Annotated in this window: 19 protein-coding genes and 1 tRNA gene; 12 read left to right on the top strand and 8 right to left on the bottom strand. The window is 61.9% G+C overall.

Going from position 1 to position 20,268, the window contains the following annotated elements; all coding sequences use genetic code 11:
- Positions 1 to 17: 17 nt before the first annotated feature.
- From BLT42_RS12745 to BLT42_RS12730, 4 genes are read left to right on the top strand one after another with little or no spacing between them, the layout of a single operon-like run.
- On the top strand, positions 18 to 995 hold the full coding sequence (locus tag BLT42_RS12745; RefSeq protein ID WP_176780359.1) for a sulfotransferase family protein: 978 nt from the start codon (positions 18 to 20) through the stop codon (positions 993 to 995).
- Positions 992 to 2,041, top strand: coding sequence for an ATP-grasp domain-containing protein (locus tag BLT42_RS12740; RefSeq protein ID WP_143024145.1), 1,050 nt, complete (start codon positions 992 to 994; stop codon positions 2,039 to 2,041). Before BLT42_RS12745 ends, BLT42_RS12740 begins: the two co-directional genes overlap by 4 nt.
- Positions 2,038 to 2,766, top strand: a complete 729-nt coding sequence (locus tag BLT42_RS12735; protein ID WP_091771390.1) for a cytidylyltransferase domain-containing protein — start codon at positions 2,038 to 2,040, stop codon at positions 2,764 to 2,766. The genes BLT42_RS12740 and BLT42_RS12735 overlap by 4 nt, the downstream gene beginning before the upstream one ends.
- Positions 2,763 to 3,668, top strand: a complete 906-nt coding sequence (locus BLT42_RS12730) for an N-acetylneuraminate synthase family protein (RefSeq protein ID WP_091771388.1) — start codon at positions 2,763 to 2,765, stop codon at positions 3,666 to 3,668. The genes BLT42_RS12735 and BLT42_RS12730 overlap by 4 nt, the downstream gene beginning before the upstream one ends.
- Before the next feature lie 6 nt (positions 3,669 to 3,674).
- Here the strand turns inward: BLT42_RS12730 and BLT42_RS12725 are convergent, their stop codons facing one another.
- Positions 3,675 to 4,388 (bottom strand): cupin domain-containing protein, encoded by a 714-nt coding sequence (locus BLT42_RS12725; protein WP_091771386.1) that lies wholly within the window; start codon positions 4,386 to 4,388, stop codon positions 3,675 to 3,677.
- A gap of 140 nt (positions 4,389 to 4,528) precedes the next feature.
- On the opposite strand from BLT42_RS12725, the gene BLT42_RS12720 reads away from it, so the two are divergent.
- From BLT42_RS12720 to BLT42_RS12705, 4 genes are all read left to right on the top strand, one after another.
- A complete protein-coding gene (locus tag BLT42_RS12720) occupies positions 4,529 to 5,416 on the top strand; it encodes an AAA family ATPase (RefSeq protein WP_091771384.1) in 888 nt (295 codons plus the stop codon).
- Between the two features lie 147 nt (positions 5,417 to 5,563).
- The gene (locus BLT42_RS12715; RefSeq protein ID WP_091771382.1) at positions 5,564 to 6,235 is read left to right on the top strand and encodes a CatB-related O-acetyltransferase; all 672 of its coding nucleotides are present in this window, start codon (positions 5,564 to 5,566) and stop codon (positions 6,233 to 6,235) included.
- 187 nt (positions 6,236 to 6,422) lie between these two features.
- Entirely contained in the window at positions 6,423 to 7,664 is a 1,242-nt protein-coding gene (locus BLT42_RS12710; protein ID WP_091771380.1) for a parallel beta-helix domain-containing protein, read from the top strand.
- A gap of 10 nt (positions 7,665 to 7,674) precedes the next feature.
- Positions 7,675 to 8,799, top strand: a complete 1,125-nt coding sequence (locus tag BLT42_RS12705; protein ID WP_091771476.1) for an SO2930 family diheme c-type cytochrome — start codon at positions 7,675 to 7,677, stop codon at positions 8,797 to 8,799.
- On the opposite strand, the gene BLT42_RS12700 is transcribed toward BLT42_RS12705, so the two are convergent.
- The gene (locus BLT42_RS12700; RefSeq protein WP_143024144.1) at positions 8,800 to 9,441 is read right to left on the bottom strand and encodes a TetR/AcrR family transcriptional regulator; all 642 of its coding nucleotides are present in this window, start codon (positions 9,439 to 9,441) and stop codon (positions 8,800 to 8,802) included.
- Between the two features lie 239 nt (positions 9,442 to 9,680).
- Here BLT42_RS12700 and BLT42_RS12695 point away from each other — a divergent pair, with 239 nt between their 5' ends.
- Both BLT42_RS12695 and BLT42_RS12690 read left to right on the top strand, forming a co-directional pair.
- The gene (locus tag BLT42_RS12695; RefSeq protein WP_091771376.1) at positions 9,681 to 12,110 is read left to right on the top strand and encodes a TonB-dependent receptor; all 2,430 of its coding nucleotides are present in this window, start codon (positions 9,681 to 9,683) and stop codon (positions 12,108 to 12,110) included.
- Between the two features lie 106 nt (positions 12,111 to 12,216).
- Positions 12,217 to 13,392 carry a vWA domain-containing protein gene (locus BLT42_RS12690; protein WP_091771374.1) on the top strand — a complete coding sequence of 392 codons (1,176 nt, stop codon included), beginning with the start codon at positions 12,217 to 12,219 and terminating at the stop codon, positions 13,390 to 13,392.
- Positions 13,393 to 13,419: 27 nt separating this feature from the next.
- Here the strand turns inward: BLT42_RS12690 and BLT42_RS12685 are convergent, their stop codons facing one another.
- Both BLT42_RS12685 and BLT42_RS12680 read right to left on the bottom strand, forming a co-directional pair.
- Positions 13,420 to 13,905 carry an NUDIX domain-containing protein gene (locus tag BLT42_RS12685; protein WP_233342484.1) on the bottom strand — a complete coding sequence of 162 codons (486 nt, stop codon included), beginning with the start codon at positions 13,903 to 13,905 and terminating at the stop codon, positions 13,420 to 13,422.
- Between the two features lie 5 nt (positions 13,906 to 13,910).
- On the bottom strand, positions 13,911 to 14,534 hold the full coding sequence (locus BLT42_RS12680; protein ID WP_091771372.1) for a glutathione S-transferase family protein: 624 nt from the start codon (positions 14,532 to 14,534) through the stop codon (positions 13,911 to 13,913).
- Positions 14,535 to 14,687: 153 nt separating this feature from the next.
- On the opposite strand from BLT42_RS12680, the gene BLT42_RS12675 reads away from it, so the two are divergent.
- Positions 14,688 to 15,014, top strand: a complete 327-nt coding sequence (locus tag BLT42_RS12675; protein WP_091771370.1) for a chorismate mutase — start codon at positions 14,688 to 14,690, stop codon at positions 15,012 to 15,014.
- A gap of 6 nt (positions 15,015 to 15,020) precedes the next feature.
- Here the strand turns inward: BLT42_RS12675 and BLT42_RS12670 are convergent, their stop codons facing one another.
- A complete protein-coding gene (locus BLT42_RS12670; protein ID WP_233342483.1) occupies positions 15,021 to 15,335 on the bottom strand; it encodes an Hpt domain-containing protein in 315 nt (104 codons plus the stop codon).
- Between the two features lie 252 nt (positions 15,336 to 15,587).
- Between BLT42_RS12670 and BLT42_RS12665 the strand changes: the two genes are divergently transcribed.
- Positions 15,588 to 15,663: transfer RNA gene (locus tag BLT42_RS12665), tRNA-Lys, on the top strand.
- 224 nt (positions 15,664 to 15,887) lie between these two features.
- Here the strand turns inward: BLT42_RS12665 and BLT42_RS12660 are convergent.
- The 3 genes from BLT42_RS12660 to BLT42_RS15155 all read right to left on the bottom strand — a co-directional run.
- Complete coding sequence (locus BLT42_RS12660) at positions 15,888 to 16,430, bottom strand: hypothetical protein (protein ID WP_233342482.1); 543 nt, start codon at positions 16,428 to 16,430, stop codon at positions 15,888 to 15,890.
- A gap of 458 nt (positions 16,431 to 16,888) precedes the next feature.
- Positions 16,889 to 18,589 carry a methyl-accepting chemotaxis protein gene (locus tag BLT42_RS12655; RefSeq protein WP_091771364.1) on the bottom strand — a complete coding sequence of 567 codons (1,701 nt, stop codon included), beginning with the start codon at positions 18,587 to 18,589 and terminating at the stop codon, positions 16,889 to 16,891.
- 116 nt (positions 18,590 to 18,705) lie between these two features.
- A partial coding sequence (locus tag BLT42_RS15155) for a TonB-dependent receptor plug domain-containing protein (RefSeq protein WP_091771362.1) occupies positions 18,706 to 20,268 on the bottom strand: 1,563 nt, incomplete at its 5' end.

Genomic DNA, 20,268 nt, shown 5'->3' with positions numbered 1-20,268 from the left:
CTCCGAGGGAGACCAGGGTGGGTAACGCACCAATACATCAACACCCCGGCCCAGGGGCGCCGCCCCCCACCGGATGGCCGGACTTTCTGGTCATCGGGGCGCCGAAATCCGGCACCACCTCGCTCTATCATTACCTGCGACAACATCCGGATATTTTCCTTTCGCCCACGCGCAAGGAAGGCCGCTTCTTCTCGGACATCTGGAAGGGCGCGGTCCATTGGCCCGCCTTCTACCATTTCGACGCACCAGGCTCTGCGGCCGACTACCAGGCCCTTTTCGCCAAGCGCGGCAATGAGAGCCGCGCCGGCGATGTCTCGCCGGACTATCTCGCCTATGCCGATATCGCCGCACCGCAGGCGCTGTCACTGTGCGGACCGGCAACCCGGATCATCGCCATATTGCGCAATCCGGTTGATCGTGCCTGGTCGCATTATCTGCAGAATGTCCGACGCGATGCCGAATTTCTCTCCTTCGCCAAGACCCTCGAAATCGAAGCCGGGCGCAAGGCGGCGAATTGGGGCTTCCAATGGCTCTACACCGAGACCGGCCGCTATGTCGGCAAGCTCCAGCCCTGGATGCAGCGGTTCGATCATCGTCTTGTCCTGCTCCAGGACGAGCTCGACCGCGACGCCCCCGGCACGATGCGCCGCATATTCGAATTTCTCGACCTTGATCCCGATGCACCGGTCTCGCTGCAGGAGCGCTATAATACCGGCGGCATCCCAGCGGCCAAACTTCCTGTTCTCGCAGGCGACTACGACCACCGCACGGCGGAGAGTTTCGAAGCCCTGCATGCCGAACTGGTGGCGCCGGTCACCGGTATATCGTCAGCCTCGACGGCCGATGGCGTCTACCCACCACCGGGTGCAGCGCCGGTGCAGGTCCCGCCGATGGATGCGGATATCCGCGCCATGCTGGAGGCTCGCTTCGCACCGGAAATTGACGCACTGGAACGCCTGCTCGGCCGGTCGCTCGACGCCTGGAGGCCGGCATGATGCTGCATGAGCTCTCCAGCGGCGTTCTGGTCACAGGCGTTGGTGCCCCGCCTGGCCTGGGCACGGTCCGCTCGCTCAAACTGGCCGACAGCGCGCTGAAGATCGTCGCTGCGGATCTCAACCCCCTCGCGGCCGGCCTGTTCGAACCGGGCGTGGAAGCCCGGCTCCTGCCCGCAGCCGGCAATGCCGACGCCTATCGCGCCGCCGTGCGCGAGATCTGTGCAACTCACCAGCTCGACATCATCATTCCCGGTTCGGAAGCCGAAGCCGCCGCCCTCGCGCCGGTCGCCCGCGATTGGGCGCGTCAGGGCCTGCGCGTACCGGTGCCTGACCCGGAGGTTTTGCGCTTCGGGATCGATAAGGGCCTGCTGCTCACCCGCATCGCCGAGGCCGGTTTGCCGCTGCCGCGCACTTTGCAACCAGACACGGCCGCAGATCTGGACAGCTGGGATGGCGATTTCCCCTGCGTGCTCAAACCACGCTGCTCGCGCGGTGCACGCGGTGTGAGCTATCCGGCCGATATGGCAACACTCAAACGCGACTGGCCGCAGACCGTCGCGGAGCACGGCCCAAGCCTGGTGCAACAGCGCATCCCCGGCGGTCCCGAGACGATCTACACCATCGGCACGCTCTGGAATCGCGGCGAGCTGGTGATCTCCACTCTGCATCGCAAGCTGCAAACCAATCCCCCCAGCGGCGGCGCCGCCATTGCCGGCGAAACCGTCGTCGATGCCCGCCTCACAGAAGCCGGCCTCGCCGTGCTGCGCGCCACCGGCCCCTGGCACGGTCTGGCCGCCGTCGAGCTGAAACGCCCCTCGCCGGACGCCTTGCCCTATCTGCTGGAGATCAATCCGCGCATGTGGGGCTTTGGCTATCTGATGACGCTGGCCGGCCTGAATGTCCCGGCCCTGCTGGTGCGCATGCTCGCGGGAGCGGAGCATCTGGATGGCCATATCCCGTCAACCATTCCGCCCTATGCTCCAATGCGCATGGTCCGCTCCTGGCAGGACGTGGAAGTTCCACTCGGTGTTAAGGGCATCACATGAAGCGTACAATCGCCGTCATCCAGGCCCGCATGGGCTCCAGCCGACTGCCCGGGAAGATTCTCGAGCCGCTGCATGACGACGTGTCGCTGCTGGCCTATCAATGCCGCCGCCTGCGCCGGATCGAAGGCGTCGACGAGCTCGTAATCGCCACGACACAGGCCCGGCGCGACAATGTCATCGCGGCCCTCGCCAAAGCCGAAGGCATCCGCGTCTGCCGCGGTTCCGAACGCGATGTGCTGAGCCGTTTCGTCCTCGCCGCCGATATGACGCTCGCCGACACACTGGTTCGCATCACCTCGGACAGCCCGTTTCGCGACCCGGACGTGATTGCGCGCTGCGTCGCCGAACACCAGGCGCACGGCGCCGAATACACCCGGCCCGAGGCCGGTCATCTTCCCAAGGGCCTGCGCGCGGAAATCGTCGAGACGCGCGTGCTGCGCCAGATTGATGGCGACGGCGCCACAACGGACCGCGAGCGCGAGCATGTGACGATCAAGGTGCGTGAAAACCCGGACGCCTATCGCTGCCTCACCCTCGCCTTCCCGGAAGCGCTGCATCACCCCGAGTACGACCTGTCGGTCGACACCGCCGCCGAGCTGGACTTTGTCCGCATGATCCACTCCAGCCTCGAGGCGCGCGGCTGGCCGGTCGATACCGGACATATCTGCGCCCTGCTGGCCGAGATCGCGCCTGCCCGGTCCGCGCAACAAGGATCAGCCTCATGAGCCCTGCCATCACACTGATCGCCGAGATCGGCTCCAATCATGGCGGCAGCCTCGACGAGGCCAAGCGCTATATCGAAGCCAGCGCGAAGGCTGGCGCGCAGATCGCCAAATTCCAGTCCCTGACGCGCGAAGGCCTGATCGCCCGCAAGGCGAAGGATGCCGCGAGCGGAGAATGGATCGACAACCCACGCTATGCTGCCTTCACCAATCAGGGCCTGCCTGATCACTGGTTGCCCGAGCTCAAGGCCTGCTGTGACGAAAACGGCATCGAATTCATGTCGACCCCGTTTGAACTGGAGGCTGTCGACAAGCTCGAGGCACTGGGCGTCAAACGCTACAAGATCGCCTCGGGTGACCTGACCTTCACGCCTCTGCTCGAGAAGGTCGCCACCACCGGCAAGGCCGTCATCATGTCAACCGGGGCGAGTTACCTGGAAGAGGTCGAGGCGGCGATCAAAACGGTGCAAGCCGCCGGCTGTACCGATCTGACGGTGCTGCAATGCACGGCGAGCTATCCGCCCAGCTGGGAGGATCTCAATCTCAACGCCATCACGACGCTGAAATCGGCCTTCGGCTTACCGGTGGGATTGTCGGATCATTCGCCGGGCCATGTCGCGCCGATCGCAGCGGCAGCGCTGGGTGCCACGGTGATCGAGAAACATGTCACTTTCGACCGGACCAGCACCGGGCCGGACCACCCGTTCGCGATGGAAATGGATGAGTTCGCCAATCTGGCCCGCGACCTGGCCGCGCTCGCCACGGCGCTCGGTGATGGTGAAAAGCGCCCGGCGGCCAGCGAGATCAATCGCCGCAATAATCTGCGCCGCGGCGTCTATGATCCGGACACGGGACTGCCAACCGATGCCGCAAACGGCGTCTGGCTGCGTCCACAATACAAATAGCGAAAATCAGGCGGTACGGATCTTGTCGATCTTGTTGGCCGAGACCCCGTCAACCATGGTGCGGTTGATCATCGGGTGATCCTCGTCCTGCGGGCCGAAATCACTGTCCGGATGATAGGCGATCACGCGCATTTCGCTGTCGAAGGTGCGGAATTTGTGATTGCCCTCGAACGGGATGCGGAACATCACGCCGGGCTCGAGCGGGATAATGCCTTCCGGCGTCACGCATTCGCCACGACCGGAGAACACCACGCCGATACGGTCGGACGGGTGTGTATGGGGTGTCTGATCAATGCCTGGCGGGAAATAGAGCAGGTTGAGACAGGCATCGCCCATCCGCACTGGCGGGATCAGCAGGCTGTCGGTGCAGCCATCGATATATTTCAGGCGCCCCTTCTCTTCGACCGGGCCACCAATCATGAAGAAGCCGCTCGCGCGATCGCGGGCGATGACGATGCCGCGTCCGCCAGAGACCTGGCCACGATCATTGAAGGAGAAATACATGCCGGGCTTCAGCGTGAACCGTCCGGAGGCGCATTCGATGACGGCCTCGCCTTCCTGCACGAAGCCGAAGAATGCGGTGTCAGGTTGATGCAGATCGAGCGGTTCGCCATCCCAGGCATGAAGCGTGGTCGGGAAATTCGGATCGCAATCCGCAATCTTCCCGGTCTTCCAGCCGAAGCTGTAGAAATTCTTGGCCTGGGCAAGCTCGATTGCCATGGGACACGCTCCTCTTATCCTTGTTGGTGCAATTGCGAAGGGATTCGCTTTACAGACTCTTAATCCGCCCCGGCCCGGCCAGGCAGGTCAGCTGAAACCCGCCCCTACCCTCGCTTGCATAATCGCGCTAAGTCGGTGGCATGCGTTTTCAAGGTACAGATAGTTACGTCGCTGACGGCGAATTGAGCGCCGCGGTTAACGCCGCGATTGCTCTGGAGCGTCCGCTGCTCGTCAAGGGCGAGCCGGGCACAGGGAAGACCGAACTGGCGCGCCAGGTGGCGCAGTCTCTCGGCATGCCGCTGCTGGAATGGCACATCAAATCGACCACCAAGGCACGCCAGGGTCTGTATGAGTATGATGCCGTCGGGCGCCTGCGCGACAGCCAGCTCGGCGATGAGCGCGTCCACGACATCTCCAACTACATCCGCAAGGGCAAGCTGTGGGAGGCCTTCACGGCCGAGAAGCGCTCCGTCCTGCTGATCGATGAAATCGACAAGGCCGATATCGAATTCCCCAATGATCTCCTGCAGGAGCTCGACCGGATGGAATTCCATGTCTATGAGACCGGCGAGACCATCAAGGCCGTCGAGCGCCCCGTCGTTATCATCACCTCGAATAATGAGAAAGAACTGCCGGACGCCTTCCTGCGCCGCTGTTTCTTCCACTTCATCGCCTTCCCCGACGAAGAGATGATGCGCGCCATCGTCGACGTCCATTTCCCGGGCCTCAAAAGCCGGCTGCTCGCCGAAGCGCTCAAGATGTTCTACGAGATCCGCTCGGTGCCCGGCGTCAAGAAGAAGCCGTCCACCTCGGAATTGCTCGACTGGCTGAAACTCCTCCTGATCGAGGATATCGATCCGGCCGTGCTCAGCGAGCAGGACCCGCGTAAGCTGATCCCGCCCCTGCATGGTGCCCTGCTGAAGAATGAGCAGGATGTGATGCTGTTCGAGAAACTGGCCTTCATGGCGCGCAGAGCGCCGGCCGGTGGACCGGGGCGTGGGCCGGGTGGTGGACCGGGCGCGGCTTAGGGAAGGCTGGCACTGAACCTTGGGCGGGGGTATAATTCACGACCAGACAATGGAGAGTGACATGGACCAGCGCGGCTAGACCGCGCCCCGCAAAGGCGGAGGCGCATTTCACCCGAGACCTTGTGAAACTACGCCCGGAGTCCGCTCATGCCTGAGTCCAGCCAACACCCTGCGTCTACCCACCCCGCCCTTGACCCGATGACGCTGCACCCCATGCCGGCCGCGCCGTCGATGGCCTATCTCAAACCCCTGCTTGCCGGTCACCCGAAGATCGAGGCCGGGGATTTCAGCTATATCCACTCCTTCACGGATCCGGCGCGCTTCGCCGATCAGGTGAAATACGCCTTCGATTTCATCGATGACCGGCTGGTGATCGGGAAATTCTGCTCGATCGCCGCCGATGCCAGTTTCGTGCTCAATGGCGGCAATCATTTCGCCGACCGGCTCTCGACCTATCCCTTCCCAATCTTCGGCTGCTGGGGCGAACCCGATCCCGGTGCCTGGCCCAACAAGGGCGGCATCACTATCGGCCATGATGTCTGGATCGGATGGGACGCGACCATCATGCCCGGCGTGACCATCGGCCATGGCGCCATCATCGCCGCCAAGTCCGTCATCACCCGCGATGTCGAGCCCTACACGATAGTCGGCGGCAATCCGGCGCGAATGATCAAGCGGCGTTTGCCCGAGGATGTCGCGGCGCAATTGCAGGCGCTCGCCTGGTGGGACTGGCCGGTGGAGCGCATTGCGCAGGCATCGGACGCGCTGATGCAGGCGGATATCGACGCCTTGACCCGACTGCGCCCCACAGAAGACTGAGCCGCCCCCGCGCCGCGCCGCATGCGAGGCCCGGTCCGGCGCGGGGCCCGGCCGCTTCGCTGCCAATAAATAGAAAGTGTTTCTGTTTCTGATTGTATCCGCGTCCGGAATGTGGAATTTTTGCCCCCATGACATTTATCGTCCGCAGTGCGTTACTGTTGCGCTGACGGATCAAGGGGAGACCGGGATGAAGACGACGATACGCAATATCATCATTGGCGCTGCGGCACTGAGCCTGGGCGCCTGCGGCAACCAGGTCGACACGACCCGCGATATTTCAGCCGCCGACAGCGATTATCAGAGCGTGCTGCTGGAACAACTGATCGATGCCCAACCCGGTGATGTGATCGAGATTCCGGCCGGCATCTATAATTTCACGCGCTCGCTCAGCCTCAATGTTGATGGCGTCACGATTCGCGGCGCGGGCATGGACCAGACCATTCTCAGCTTTCAAAACCAGATTGCCGGCGCCGAAGGCCTGATCGTCACCGCCAACGACTTCACCCTGGAAGACCTCGCCATCGAGGACACGATCGGCGATGGCCTCAAAGTCAATGGTGGCGAGAATATCATCATTCGCGGCGTCCGTGTCGAATGGACCAATGGCTATGCGACGGAGAATGGCGCCTACGGCATTTATCCCGTGCAGACGACCAATGTCCTGGTGGAGAATACGGTCGCAATCGGCGCATCGGATGCCGGCATCTATGTCGGCCAGTCGCGCAATGTGATCGTGCGCAACAGCCGCGCCGAATACAATGTCGCCGGGATCGAGATCGAGAACTGCATCGGTGCCGACGTCTATGGCAATATCGCGACCAATAATACCGGCGGCATCCTCGTCTTCAACATGCCCAACCTGCCGCAGCCCGGCTACCACACCCGCGTCTACGACAATGACGTCTTTGCCAATAATACCGAGAATTTCGGCCATGCCGGCACCCCGGTCGCCAGCGTTCCGGCCGGTTCGGGCATCGTCATCAATTCCAATGACCAGGTCGAGATCTTCAACAACCGGATCGCCGACAACAACACGGCCAATGTCATCATTTCCAGCCTGCACTCGACCGGTTATTCCTCCTATTCGGTGCAGGCGGATTTCGATCCCTATCCCGAAGCGATCTGGATCCATGACAACACCTATACCGGTGGTGGAACCTCGCCCGACGGGCTCGAGCTGACGGCCCTGAAAGTCACCATGTTCGGACTCAATGGCGCCCTGCCCGATATCCTGTTTGACGGCTATGTCGATGCGGCCAAACTTGTCGATGGTGCGATGCCGGCTGAACTTCGCATCTGCAACAGCGATGCGGTCGATGTCCTCAATGCCGACGGGCCGAATGGTTATGCCTCTCCGCGCGTCGACACCGAGGCCTTCAGCTGCGCCCTCGAGCCGCTGAGCGGTGTCGAACTTGCCTTCGCCAACTAGGAGCATGGTCATGGGTGTGTTGCGCGGATCCCTGCTGCTGATTGCGATCACGCTTGCGGCCTGCGCCGAGCAGGGTTCGACACCGCAATATCACGCCACCGACAATCCCCGGCTGCTCTCCGAATGGGGGCAGCTGGGCATTGCCACGGGTGAATTACGCCTCGGCGAAGGCGTCGTGCCCTATGATCTCAACACACCCCTCTTTACCGATTATGCCCTCAAACTCCGCACAATCTGGATGCCGCCGGGCACCCAGGCGACATATCGCGAAGGCGCTGCGCTCGACTTCCCGGTCGGCACGGTGATCACCAAGACCTTCTATTATCCGCTGGCTGACACGCCCGGCATGGTGGCGGCCGGTGACGGGCACAGTCTGACCAATCCCGATGGCAGCCTCGACCTCTCCCGCGTGCAATTGATCGAGACCCGGATCCTGGTGCACCGCGAAACCGGCTGGGCGGCTATTCCCTATCGCTGGAATTCCAATCAAAGCGATGCCTTGCTGCACCGCTATGGCGATATCGTGCCATTGCAGATGGTCAATGCGGACGGCGAAGAGACCGCCTTCAACTATGTCATGCCCGATACCAATCAATGCGGCAGCTGCCACATCCCGGATTCCAATGTGCGCGCCATCGCGCCGATCGGGCCGAAACCGCGCCATCTCAATCGCGATTTCGACTATCCCGAAGGAAGCCGGAACCAGCTGGAATACCTCACGGAAGTGGGCTTCCTCACCGGCGCACCGGATGCCGCGATCGCACCGCGCAATGCTGACTGGGAAGATGTGACCGCGCCGCTGGAAGCCCGCGCACGCGCCTATCTCGACGCCAATTGCTCGCATTGCCACAGCCCTGTGGGGCCAGCGGATACCTCGGGGCTGGACCTGGAACCGGGCGTGCCACACGGCCCTGCCGCCGGCTTCTGCAAACCGCCGGTTGCGGCGGGCAGCGGAACCGGTGACCGGTTATTCGATATTTTTCCGGGCCAGCCCGACCAGTCCATCCTGGTCTTCCGCCTCGACACGGTGTTACCGGACCAGATGATGCCGGAACTCGGCCGCTCGACCATCCATAGCGAAGGCGTGGCGCTGATCCGTGACTGGATCGAGAGCCTGCCGGGCGATTGCGGCTGACTATTTCAGATACGCAGCCAGGTAACGCTGCAACGCCATCAGAGCTTCGGTGAAATAGGCCTCGGCCTCCTCCGGACGATCGCGCACTTCGAAGATCAGGATCTCGGCCGAACAATAGATCTCGACCGTCATCCGGGCGACAATCGCCGGGTCGCCACCATGGAAACCGTCTTTCCCCTGGCGCCAGCGCGTCGCGAGGACATCGGCGAGGCGTAGATTCCAGGCTTCTCGCACGGCCCGTAATTCATGCGTCATCAGGGTCAGGTGGAAGACTGCGCCATAGGATGGATTACTGGCGACGAGTTCACGCAAGCCGAAAATCACACCCGACAGGCTTTGCTGCCAGTCCTGTGCCTCAGGGTCCTCCAGCACGGTCAGGACAATCCGGTCGGTCTCGAGTTTGAACTCTTCCAGAATGGTGCGGTGGATCGAGTAGATGTTCGGGAAATAGCGATAGACCGAGCTGACCGGCACATTCGCCTCCGCAGCGACGGTGGTGGTCGTGATGGAATCGACCTCACCGCGCTCAAGCAGGCGCTTGGTTGCGGCGACAATCTGCGCGATCCGGGCCTGTGAGCGCTTTTGCTGCGGCGCCGCCCGGCGCTCGAGGTCGACCATTTCTGCGGGGGCACGCTCGTTCAATCTACGCCTCTTCGATATCTCGCGGTAAAATCGCACATCGGGATGATGAAACAAGTGTGACCATTTTACGCCACGCGGACACCATCATGCCATCAATCGCGCAGGCCGCTTGAATACATGAAAAAAATTCTGTTTCGTTTATAGTGGAAACCAACTGAAGAATCCAAGGGGAAACGGCGGGGCGTGCGCATATGCGAGCATCCACGCCGGAGACGGGCCAAGGGCTCAGCGGAGAGAACATGAGAACCACCAATCCAACACGCCGGCCTGGCCTGCGCTGCATGCTCGTATCGACGGCCGCCTGTATTCTGGCAGCGCCAGCCCTGGCCCAGGATGGGGACCAGGCCCAGGACGTCATCACCGTCACGGCGCAACAGCGCGCCCAGTCTGCCCAGGACGTACCAATCTCGCTTCAGGTTCTCGATAGCGGCTTCATCCAGTCCCTTGCCGCCGATGATATGGGCGATCTCGATGCCTTCGTGCCCGGTCTTGATGTCTCCAATGGCAGCCCGACCCAGCCGCGTTACTCGATCCGCGGGATCAGCACGAGCGATTTCGGTGTCGGTACTGACCCCGCAGTCGGCATCTATGTCGATGGCATTTACGCCGCCCGGTCAGGCGCCTCGCTGCTGGCCTTCAACGATGTCGAGCGCATCGAAGTGCTCAAAGGACCGCAAGGCACATTGTTCGGTCGCAACTCCGCAGCCGGCGCTGTCTCGATTATCACACGCGCGCCAAGCGATGAGCTCGAGGGGCGCCTCGCCCTGCGGATCGGCAGCCATAGCCGGGTGCGCACCGAAGGGATGATCAATATTCCGATCACTGACACCCTGGCGATCCGCGCCAACTTCCTCAGCAACAAGGCCGATGGCTGGCTGACAGATTCGGTCACCGGCGAGGACTACCGCCGCGAAAATGGCTCGGCCGACCGGTTGACCATCCGCTGGAACGCGACGCCGACCACCGAGATCCTGCTGCGTCACAGCCGCGACAATATCAGCCAAGACGCCCGCCCGGCGATCGGGATCGTCGAGCTGCCCGCCTATCCGGGCACACCGGCAGCTCCGGCCGATCCCAATGCCTATCTGAACCCCTTCAATGCGCCGCTTCGCAATGATGTCGCGATCAATCGCGAGTCGCGCGACCTCGCCGAAACGACCCTGACCATCCACCAGGATATCGGTGCGATGACCCTGACTTCGCTCACGTCTTTCCGCGAATTCAGCACGATGAATCGCGAGGACGAAGACGGGACCAACCGGATCGACACCTATTTCGACACCAGCAATGTCGAGGACAATGAAGCTTTCTACCAGGAGCTCCGCCTGGCCGGCACGTCCGGTCCGGTCGATTGGCTGATCGGTGCGAGCTATTATGACGAGACTGCGGTGCAGGCGTCCGAGACCTTCACCTATACCGATACCGTCAACACCGTGCTCGGCAATCTGGGCGCGGGCACTCCCTTTACCGATCTGGAATACGGCCTGCTCGTCCCCTTCGGTCTGCCCTACACCATGCTCGGTCACAGCTGGTCGGAAAATATGAATAATCGCGGCGAGTTCACAGCCCGCGCCATTTATGCCGACGCCATCTGGTCTGTGACCGACCGCATGAATCTCTCGGTCGGCCTTCGCTACACCGAAGACGAAAAGAGCTTCCAGTGGCTCAATGGCGGGCGTCAGGCCGATAGTCTGGACCAGACGCTGGCCGCCCTCGACGGTGCCGGCATTCTGGGCCTGGCGGGCGCCTCTCCGGCGGACTTCCTGTTCGACTTCGTGTTTGACCTCGCCCCGCTGGCGGGCGTTGCCTGCGACAATGGGGTCTTCGTCGCGGAGAATGTCGCCTGCATCCAGCAGGACAGCTGGAGCAATCTCAGCCCGCGCGTCGTCGTCGACTATCAGCTGACCGACAATGTCATGGTCTACGGTTCCTTCAGTGAGGGCTACAAGGCCGGCGGTTTCAACTCGGTCGAGGTGGGGTCGCGTTTCGAAAATGAGACCGTGACCAGCTGGGAATTCGGCTTCAAATCCGACTTCATCAATCCCGACCTGATCTTCAACATGTCGGTCTTCTCCTACCTGTATGAAGGCAAGCAGTCGGTACGGCTGGTTGTCCCCGCGGGTGGCGGCATCCCGCAATATCTTGTCCAGACCTCCGATGATGAAGCCATCGGGGTCGATTTCGAACTCGACTGGAATGCCACCGAAGCGCTGCGCCTCTACGGCAATGCACAATGGCTCGACTCCACCCACAAGCGCCGGGTCGACAGCAATGGCGCTGATCTGGCCGGCGAGCCAACCGGTGAACCCAATTGGAACCTCGCCGTCGGGGCCGAATACGTCATCAACTGGCGTGAACGCGGCGAGCTCACCTTGCAGGCCAATCACGCCTATCGGGGCGAAAGCCGGTGCAACAGCCAATCCGTGCTGCAGGGCACGTGTGGCGGCTATGCGGCCTTCGAACTCGGTGAAGCCCGCAACCGGACCGATCTGCGTCTGCGCTGGACGGCCCCCGGTGACCGTCTGAGCGTCAGTGCTTTCGCGAACAATCTGTTCGATAACCAGTATGTGGAAGGCGTCAGCAATCTCACCGCTGACACGCTCGGCACCCCCTTCGTCACCATCTCGACACCACGGGTATTGGGGCTGGAGATCGGCTACGACTTCTAGAGCCTGACCGTTCTGCGGCAGGACGGCCCCGCCCTCGCGCGGGGCCGTTTTGCATGGGGCGCATGGCCGCCTTTTCCTGCGGCCCGAAGCTCGCTAGGTTGGCGCCATGCTCCATCACTTCTTCACCCAGCTGCGCGCCGCCAAAATCCCCGTCACGACGCGGGAATATCTCACGCTTCTTGAGGCGCTCGACAAGGGCGTGATCGAGCCGGATATCGGACATTTCTATTCCGTCAGCCGCGCCGCCCTGGTGAAGGACGAGAAAGCCTTCGACAAGTTCGACCAGGTGTTCGCGCATGTCTTCAAGGGCGTCGAGACGCTGGGCGACCTGTTCGGGGAAAACGAGATCCCGGACGACTGGCTCAAGGCGATGATGCAGAAACTCCTGACCGAAGAAGAGATGGCGGCCATGGAGGCCCTGCCCTTCGACGAGTTGATGGAAACACTGAAGAAGCGGCTAGAGGAGCAGGAAAAACGCCATGAAGGCGGCTCCAAATGGATTGGCACCGGTGGCACATCGCCCTTTGGCCATGGCGGCTATAATCCGGCCGGCGTGCGCATTGGCGGTCCGGGCAAGCATAACCGTGCCGCCAAGGTGTGGGAGCAGCGCCGCTACAAGGATCTCGATGGTGATCGCGAACTGGGCACGCGCAATCTGAAAGTCGCCCTGCGCCGTCTGCGCAAATTTGCCCGCGACGGCGCCCAGGACGAACTCGACCTCGACAATACGATCAACGCCACCGCGCGCCAGGGCTGGCTTGATGTCGTGATGCGCCCCGAACGACGCAATGCGATCAAGGTATTGGCGTTGTTCGATGTCGGCGGTTCGATGGATCCTTACGTGAAGCTGTGCGAGGAATTATTCTCGGCCTCACGCTCGACCTTCAAGAACCTGGAATATTTCTACTTCCACAATTGCCCCTATGAAGGCGTCTGGCGCTCCAATCTGCGCCGCCGCGCCGAAACGGTGCCGACACTCGATCTGATCCACAAATACCCGCACGACTGGAAAGTCATCATCGTCGGCGATGCCGCCATGGCACCCTATGAGATCACCCATGCGGGCGGCTCGGTCGAGGGCTGGAATGACGAAGCCGGTGCGGTCTGGATCAAGCGCCTGGTGGAAACCTGGCCCAATCTGATCTGGCTCAATCCGCAACCCGAGGAATGGTGGGAATACTCCCATTCGACCAAGCTGGTACAAGATCTGATCGGTGCCCAGCGCATGTTCCCGCTGACGCTGGAAGGCGTCGACGAGGCGATCAAGGAATTAGCTCGCTAGGGCGAGCCGGGGCAAGGAACTGGCCCGCTAGGGCGAGCCACACACACGCCCCATCCGCAGCCATTGCGTCACTGCCCAGGCCGCCGCCGGATGGCGCAGGCGCGTCAGTGCTTCATGCGGGTCGAGCCAGACCAGTTCATGATCATCCTCGATCTTGCCGCCATTCATCGCGCCCAGCTCGCACAGAAAAAAGCCACACTGATTGCGGCGGCGCTCGCCGGTGCGGGTGATGGTGAATTGTTCGGCCCGCGCCACCAGGGCACCGGGCGTGACCGTCCAGCCGGTTTCCTCGCAAAATTCACGCGCCAGCGCCTCGGCCTCGCTCTCTCCGGGGTCAATCATGCCGCCGGGCAAGTCCCAGTTCACATAGGTCTCGCGTGCAATCCGCACCAGGGCGATATGGCCGCCGTCATTGACCGCGATGCCGAAGGCGCAGGGGCGCACGCTATAGGGTGTTCCGGCCTCGCAGACGCCGAATTGCGGGATGGCTTCGATGGTTTCGCTCAGCTCCACGTTTCCTAGGCGCCCGGATTGACGCGCCCATCATCGGGGTCGAGCCCGAGTTCCTGGTCGATCCGTGCAATCCAGCCGCGCACATTGAGGAATTCATCGAGATCAAACCCGCCCTCATCGGCCAGGCGCGTATAGGCAACGAGGGCGATATCGGCGAGCGTCATCGTCTCACCGACAATGAAATCGCGCGACAGGAGCCGCATCTCCATCACGCCGAGCGCGCGGCGCCCCTTAGCCATCAGGGCCGGATCAATCGAGTCCTCCGGCAGGTTCTGGAACGCTTTCTGGTAACGGCGCACAGCGATCGCCGGCTCGTGGCTATATTGCTCCCAGAACATCCATTCGAGCATTTTGGCGGTATCGAAACTATCGGCCGGGATCAGCGGGGAGCCGCCGGCGAGATGGAAGATGATCGCGTTCGACTGGGCCAGGATGCGGCCATCCTCGCGCTCCAGACAGGGCACCTGCCCGGCCGGATTGATGGCGAGGAAATCATCGGTGCGGGTCTCGCCCCTGGCCACATCAACCTCAATCCACTGATAGGGAATGGCGAGATAGTCGGCGGTCCATTTCACCTTCAGACAGTTACCGCTGCGGCGATCACCATAAATTCTGACCGGCTGTGACATTGCGAGTCTCCAAGATTTTGCCGCCAGCATAGCGCGGCTGGCGATCAGGTCGACCGGCAATGCGCTTGACCATGCGGGTGTGACAGCTCGCCCCTTGGGGGATGGCTCCGCGCCGCCTATAAACGCCGCAGGACTGCAACAGGTTGACCCGATATGAGCACACAGACCGCCAGCACGCGCATCAGCCCGGAGGATTGCACCAGCATGGCGCAGGTGCGCGAAGGGGTCGATGCGATCGACCGTGAACTGGTGGCGCTGATCGCCGAGCGCGCGCGTTATATGGAAGCCGCGGCCCGGATCAAACCGTCACGCGCCGTTGTCCATGATGATTGGCGGATTGAGGATGTGATCGGCAAGGTTCTCGCCGAATCGCGGCGCGTCGGGCTCAGCACCGAACTGGCCGAGCCGGTCTGGCGCGAACTGGTTCGCCAGTCGATTGCCTATGAATTCGAGGTCTGGGATCGCACGCGCGGCAGCTAGCCGCGATCAGCTGCGCTCGAAACAGCGCCGGGTTTCGCCAAAGGCCTGCGCCACAGATCGCGCCGCCTCCGGCCAGCGCGCTTGTGGCGCCTCCTCGGCGGCTTCACAGGCCTCGCCAAGGGCAAACGCCCCGACACCGCGCGCCGCGCCCTTGAGCGTATGCAGCGCCGAGGTCCAGCTTTCATGATCGGGTGCCGAACTGATCAGACCGATGCAGCGCTCCGCCTGCTCACACATCAGCGCCAGCAATTCCGCCTTCAGCTCCGCATCGCCGCCGGTATAGCGCGCCAGATGCGCGGCATCAAAGAGTGGTGCCGTCACGTTGACGGAAGAATCGGGCCGGGCTGGTTTCATGGCGACAAGCTCGCACGCCTGTCTTAACAGCACGCTTAACACCACGGGCGAGGCACACACTTTCCTGGCCCAGGGTAAATGAGGACTTGCCACCGCCATGCGCGAGCGGCCGACCGGCGCCCCGCTGCCAGACCCGCCTCCCGCTCTGGCCGCGCACGCTGAAATCAGGCCCTTGCTTTGTGAACAATCTCGCGTATGTTCCGCCGCCTCCACCCCGGCGCGCCTATAGCTCAGTTGGTAGAGCAGCTGACTCTTAATCAGCGGGTCCAAGGTTCGAATCCTTGTGGGCGCACCATACTTCTGAAAACGACATCACGAGCGGCGAAGCGGCCGCGATCACTCGCCGCCCCGCGCGCCACCATGGTCTATCAATGCGGCGGAACCCGTGGCACAGCCGGCGGAGCAGCGACCTCATCGCGGGCGATCGCCCTGGCTTGCGCGCCCCCGTTGATCCGCAGACCGTTCGCCAGCACATTTGCCCCTCCGACGCCCCTCGCAGGGTCTCGTCAGTCACCGATATCAGGGCCAGGGGATACAGGCCGGCAGCCCGCCCATCACCATGCAGCGTAGCGTTCGGGTCGTCGTTCGCCCCAGGATCCGCAGCCCATTGCCCCTGAGGCAACCGAGCACAGCACGAACACGCGCGTACAATTCCCCGCCGCCACCGACCTGTTCGTTGCAGGCAACGGCCTGCCCGACAACTGTCGCAATGCCGGCGCGAAGGACACAGCCGATCAACGGGTCAGGTACAGGGATGGCATCGATGGCTGCCGCGACCGCTTCGGCATTCGCACTACTGGCCTCGACAATGGTGTTCCAATACCCGTCCAGCTCGCCCTCGTCCCCGGGCATCAGCCCATCAGCCCGGTGGTCGACATCGGCCAAATTGTAATCGAGCAGATCAACGACCAGCTCAGTGCCGCCGGGCAAAGTCACAATGATCTGGTTATTGTCCACATCAACCGCGACCGTCGCGGTTATGGACGCATCTTCATGTCCGTCTGCGTTGATCCGGACAACAGCAATCTCCGTGGAGATCACGCCGTCATTAACCCACCCCATATCCTGCCAAATATAGCTGAATCTGTAGCTGTGCCGGCCTCCGGGGGCTGGCACCTCGAATTCGCAAATCTTCATTGTGCTACTCCCCAGCACAGTTTGAGAAAGAACGGCCCGCCAAGCAGGGCTGATTGTTGCGGCGCGAAAACGAGGGTCACACCCGCTCGCAATTTGCGCCATGGATGCACACAACACTCCGCCCTGGTTCGAAGGGCGGGACCTCCCCCTATACCCGATGTGGTTGCATTAATAAAGTGGCAACCGGAACGTTTAGGCCAAGAGCCCTGTCGACGCCCCCCGCGTCTGACCGGGCGGGCAAATCACGACTGGCCAGATCCGGGTTTCACTTCGGTCCCAGGCGATCCGCCCCGTCGCCCCCGCCACCCGAGCGCACACAGCAAAACGCCCGGACCATGACAGTCCGGGCGCCGTGCAATTCGCTTGACGTCGTGGCGGCGTAATCAGCCGGCCTTGCGCACTTCATTGAGGAAGGTCTCAACCGTCTTGTTAAGCCGGTCGGCACGTTCCGACACGGCACGAACCGATTTGAGCACTTCCTGGGAAGCCTCACCGGTCTGCATTGCCGAACGCGACACCGAGTCGACATTGTCGGACACATTGCGCGCGCTGGTCGCGGCATGAGCGACCGAGCCGGAAATTTCGCGGGTCGAGGCGCTTTGCTCTTCGGAGGCCGCAGCAATCGCGGCCGATGCACGGCTGATTTCCGCAACGGCTTTGGTCACATCGCCAATGGAGGCCGATGAGGAGGCTGCAGCCTCCTGGATGGCTTCAATCTGGCCGCGAATATCGCCGGTGGCCTTGGCCGTCTGGGCCGCCAGTGACTTCACTTCCGAAGCGACAACGGCAAAGCCCTTGCCGGCTTCGCCAGCGCGGGCGGCTTCGATGGTCGCGTTCAGAGCCAGCAGATTGGTCTGCTCGGAAATGTCATTGATCAGCTGGACAACATTGCCAATCTGCTGCGCCGCGGAGCCGAGATTATCGACCACGGCCTGGACAGCCTTGGAACGCTCATCGGCCTGAGCCGCCATATTGGAAGAATTCTGGATCTGCTGGGTGACCTCCTGGATCGACGCCGACAATTCCTCGGAAGCGGCGGCAACGGATTCCACATTGCTCGAGGCTTCAGCAGCCGATGTCGCCATCATACCGCTCTTGGTCGACCCTTCGATCGCGGCGGTCGACAATTGTTCCGAGATTGCCGACATCGAGGAACACGCCTCGGTCACTTCGCCCAGCAGGGTCATGACTTCGGTGTCGAACGCCTTGGCCAGATCATTGATCTGGGTCGCCCGGCGCTCCTGGAGCTCGGTCGCATTGCGTTGCTCCTGTTCGAGTTCCTCGGCCTTGATGCCGCTTTCGCGGAAGCGCTTCAGGCTTTCAACCACGGCGCCCAGCTCATCGGTGCGCTCAAGCGCGACGATATCCAGCGAATAATCGCCATTGGCCAGCGTCTCGGTCGCATCGGCGATCGAACGGACGGATTTGGAAATCCGGGTTCCGAAGAAGATGGACAGGGAGATCAGGCCAACTGCGACCAGTGCGGTCAGGCCGATAAAGACCATGATGGCGGTGCGGGCCGCAGCGTCGGCCGCCTCAGCATCGGCGCGGGACAGGCTGGCAGCCGTATCGGCAAGTTCAGTCAGGTCGCCGCTCAACTCGGTAAACACCTCATCAAAGGGCGTCAGGAAAGCAACCGAGCTGGCGAAATCGAGCTCCAGCATCTGGCCGACAAAATCCAGCGCGTCGCGGTAGAGGGCCAGTTGTTCGGTCAAACGATCGATTGTCTCGCCGCGGCCGGCTTCATCGGCAAAGGGGCGCAAGGTCTCGACCTGTGCAGAAAGGCTGTTGATATTCACGGCGACGGGCTCGAAAGCGGCCATGACATCGACACCCTGGCCGGCAGCCTGTGATGTAATGATCTGGAAGACATCGGCATTGATGGTTTCCAGCGTCGTCTGCATGCGGGTCAGGTCGACACCGACCTCCATGCCCGCAATGACGCGGCCCTGGCTGGCGGACGCCTGCATGAGGGACCAGGTGCCCAGGCCGGCAACAGCGGCAAGGGCCAGAATGGCAGCGATGGGCGCCACGGCGAACGACCGTGCGATGGTGAGATTGAACAATTTTGTTCCCTTGGCCATGGGGCCCTCCTGCGAACCGGTCGGCGACAATTGGTTGGTGGCGTTAACAGTCCACCTGAATGGTTAACATGACGCGTATCGCCCCGGTGCGTCTGCACCGGGGCGGTACGCTTCTGCTAGAAGCCGGCGCTGATGGAGACCCAGACGCGGGATTCTGTCTGGAACACGGAGTTGGTGACTTCACCATCGCCGTAATTCACATTCTGGGCATTCACCGAAAGATCGAAATGATCGTTGATTTCATAGGCACCGCGCAGCGACAGTGACAGCGTAGAATCGATCGGCACCTGTGTAGTGCTACCGAAGACCGCCTGCATCGGCATGTCGATCGCCGACGTGTAATTGGCATAGCCATCGACGGTGATGCGGCCTTCGCTCCAGCCCAGGTGGCCATTGAGAATATGGGCCGGTGTGGACGCCTCAAAATCCAGCGCAGTGGTCAGGGCGAAGGTGGTGAGATCATCTTCAACCTGCTTGTAGGTGTAGTTCACATCCCACAACCAGGCGCCTTCCGGACGGCCGGCGAGCGCAATCTCGGCACCGGAAACCGCCGTATCACCGCGATTGGTGTAGATATAGGTTGGAACTGGCGCGAAGATATCCGGGAAGTTTCCGAAGCTGCCCTTCACGTCCTGCGTTTCCTGATAGAAAACCGCCGTACGAAGCGTCGTCGACGGCGTCAGCTGACGATCATAGGCGAGCTCGTAATTCGTAACGATGGACGGAGCGATATTGGGGTTCCCTGACAGGGCCGCTGTGCCAAGTCCCAGCGTGAATCCGATATCGAACATGGACGGAGCCTGGATGCCCCGTGCGGCCGTCAATCGGACAGCGCCACCGGATTCCGGATGCCAGACCAGAGCGGCGTTGTAGCTGATCTCTTCGATCGTGACATCGTAATCAGCCTGGGAGAAAGCATAGAAGGCCGGATCAGGATCACCATCACGGCTCCAGGATACATTGTCATAGCGCAGGGCAAGCGTGGCATCGACGGCGCTATTGAACTTGTGGTTCCACATCGCGGCGAAGGCAATCGTCTCATAGCCGAAATCGCCATTCGTCGTCGTCGGGAATGAATTCGCCAGGGCATCGCGGTACTCGACACTCAGCCGGATGGTGTCATCGGTGCCGATCCGGAACAGGTCCTGCAATCGCATCGTGGTCAGGGTCGAGGTCAGTGGACCGAAGGAATAGGTGATTTCGGTCTCATTGCGGTAAGCGCTGGCCGTAATCAGGCCCCAGGCTGTGTCCGCTTCGATATCGCCCTTATAGGAGGCGAGTTCGTAGTGTGAATAAGCGGGCAGATAGATCGAGCCGTTCTCATTCGTCGTGGAATCAGCGCGGGTGACCTCAGCCGTCAGGTTGATCGAGTCGGTCAGGCGGAAGCGACCTTCCAGGGAGGCCGTCTCGCGGCTGAACATGGGCGAAGCGATGCCGTTGGCAATTGCTCTCGCATTGCCCTCAAAGGCTGCGAATTCACTGGCTTCCGATGCGCCATAGCTGGCACGAACCGAGAAGCGGTCGCCAAACTGACGGCCGGCAACGATGGAAACGCCCTGATACTCATCCGTGCCGGCATTGACGCGCAGCTGGGTGTAATCACCATGGTTCGGGTTGCGGGTGATGATGTTGACCACGCCGGCAACGGCATTGAAGCCGTAGAGTGCCGACTGCGGACC

This window comes from Maricaulis salignorans (genome assembly GCF_900103475.1).
Lineage (GTDB): Bacteria > Pseudomonadota > Alphaproteobacteria > Caulobacterales > Maricaulaceae > Maricaulis > Maricaulis salignorans.
This window is presented reverse-complemented; position numbering and strand designations above follow the sequence as displayed.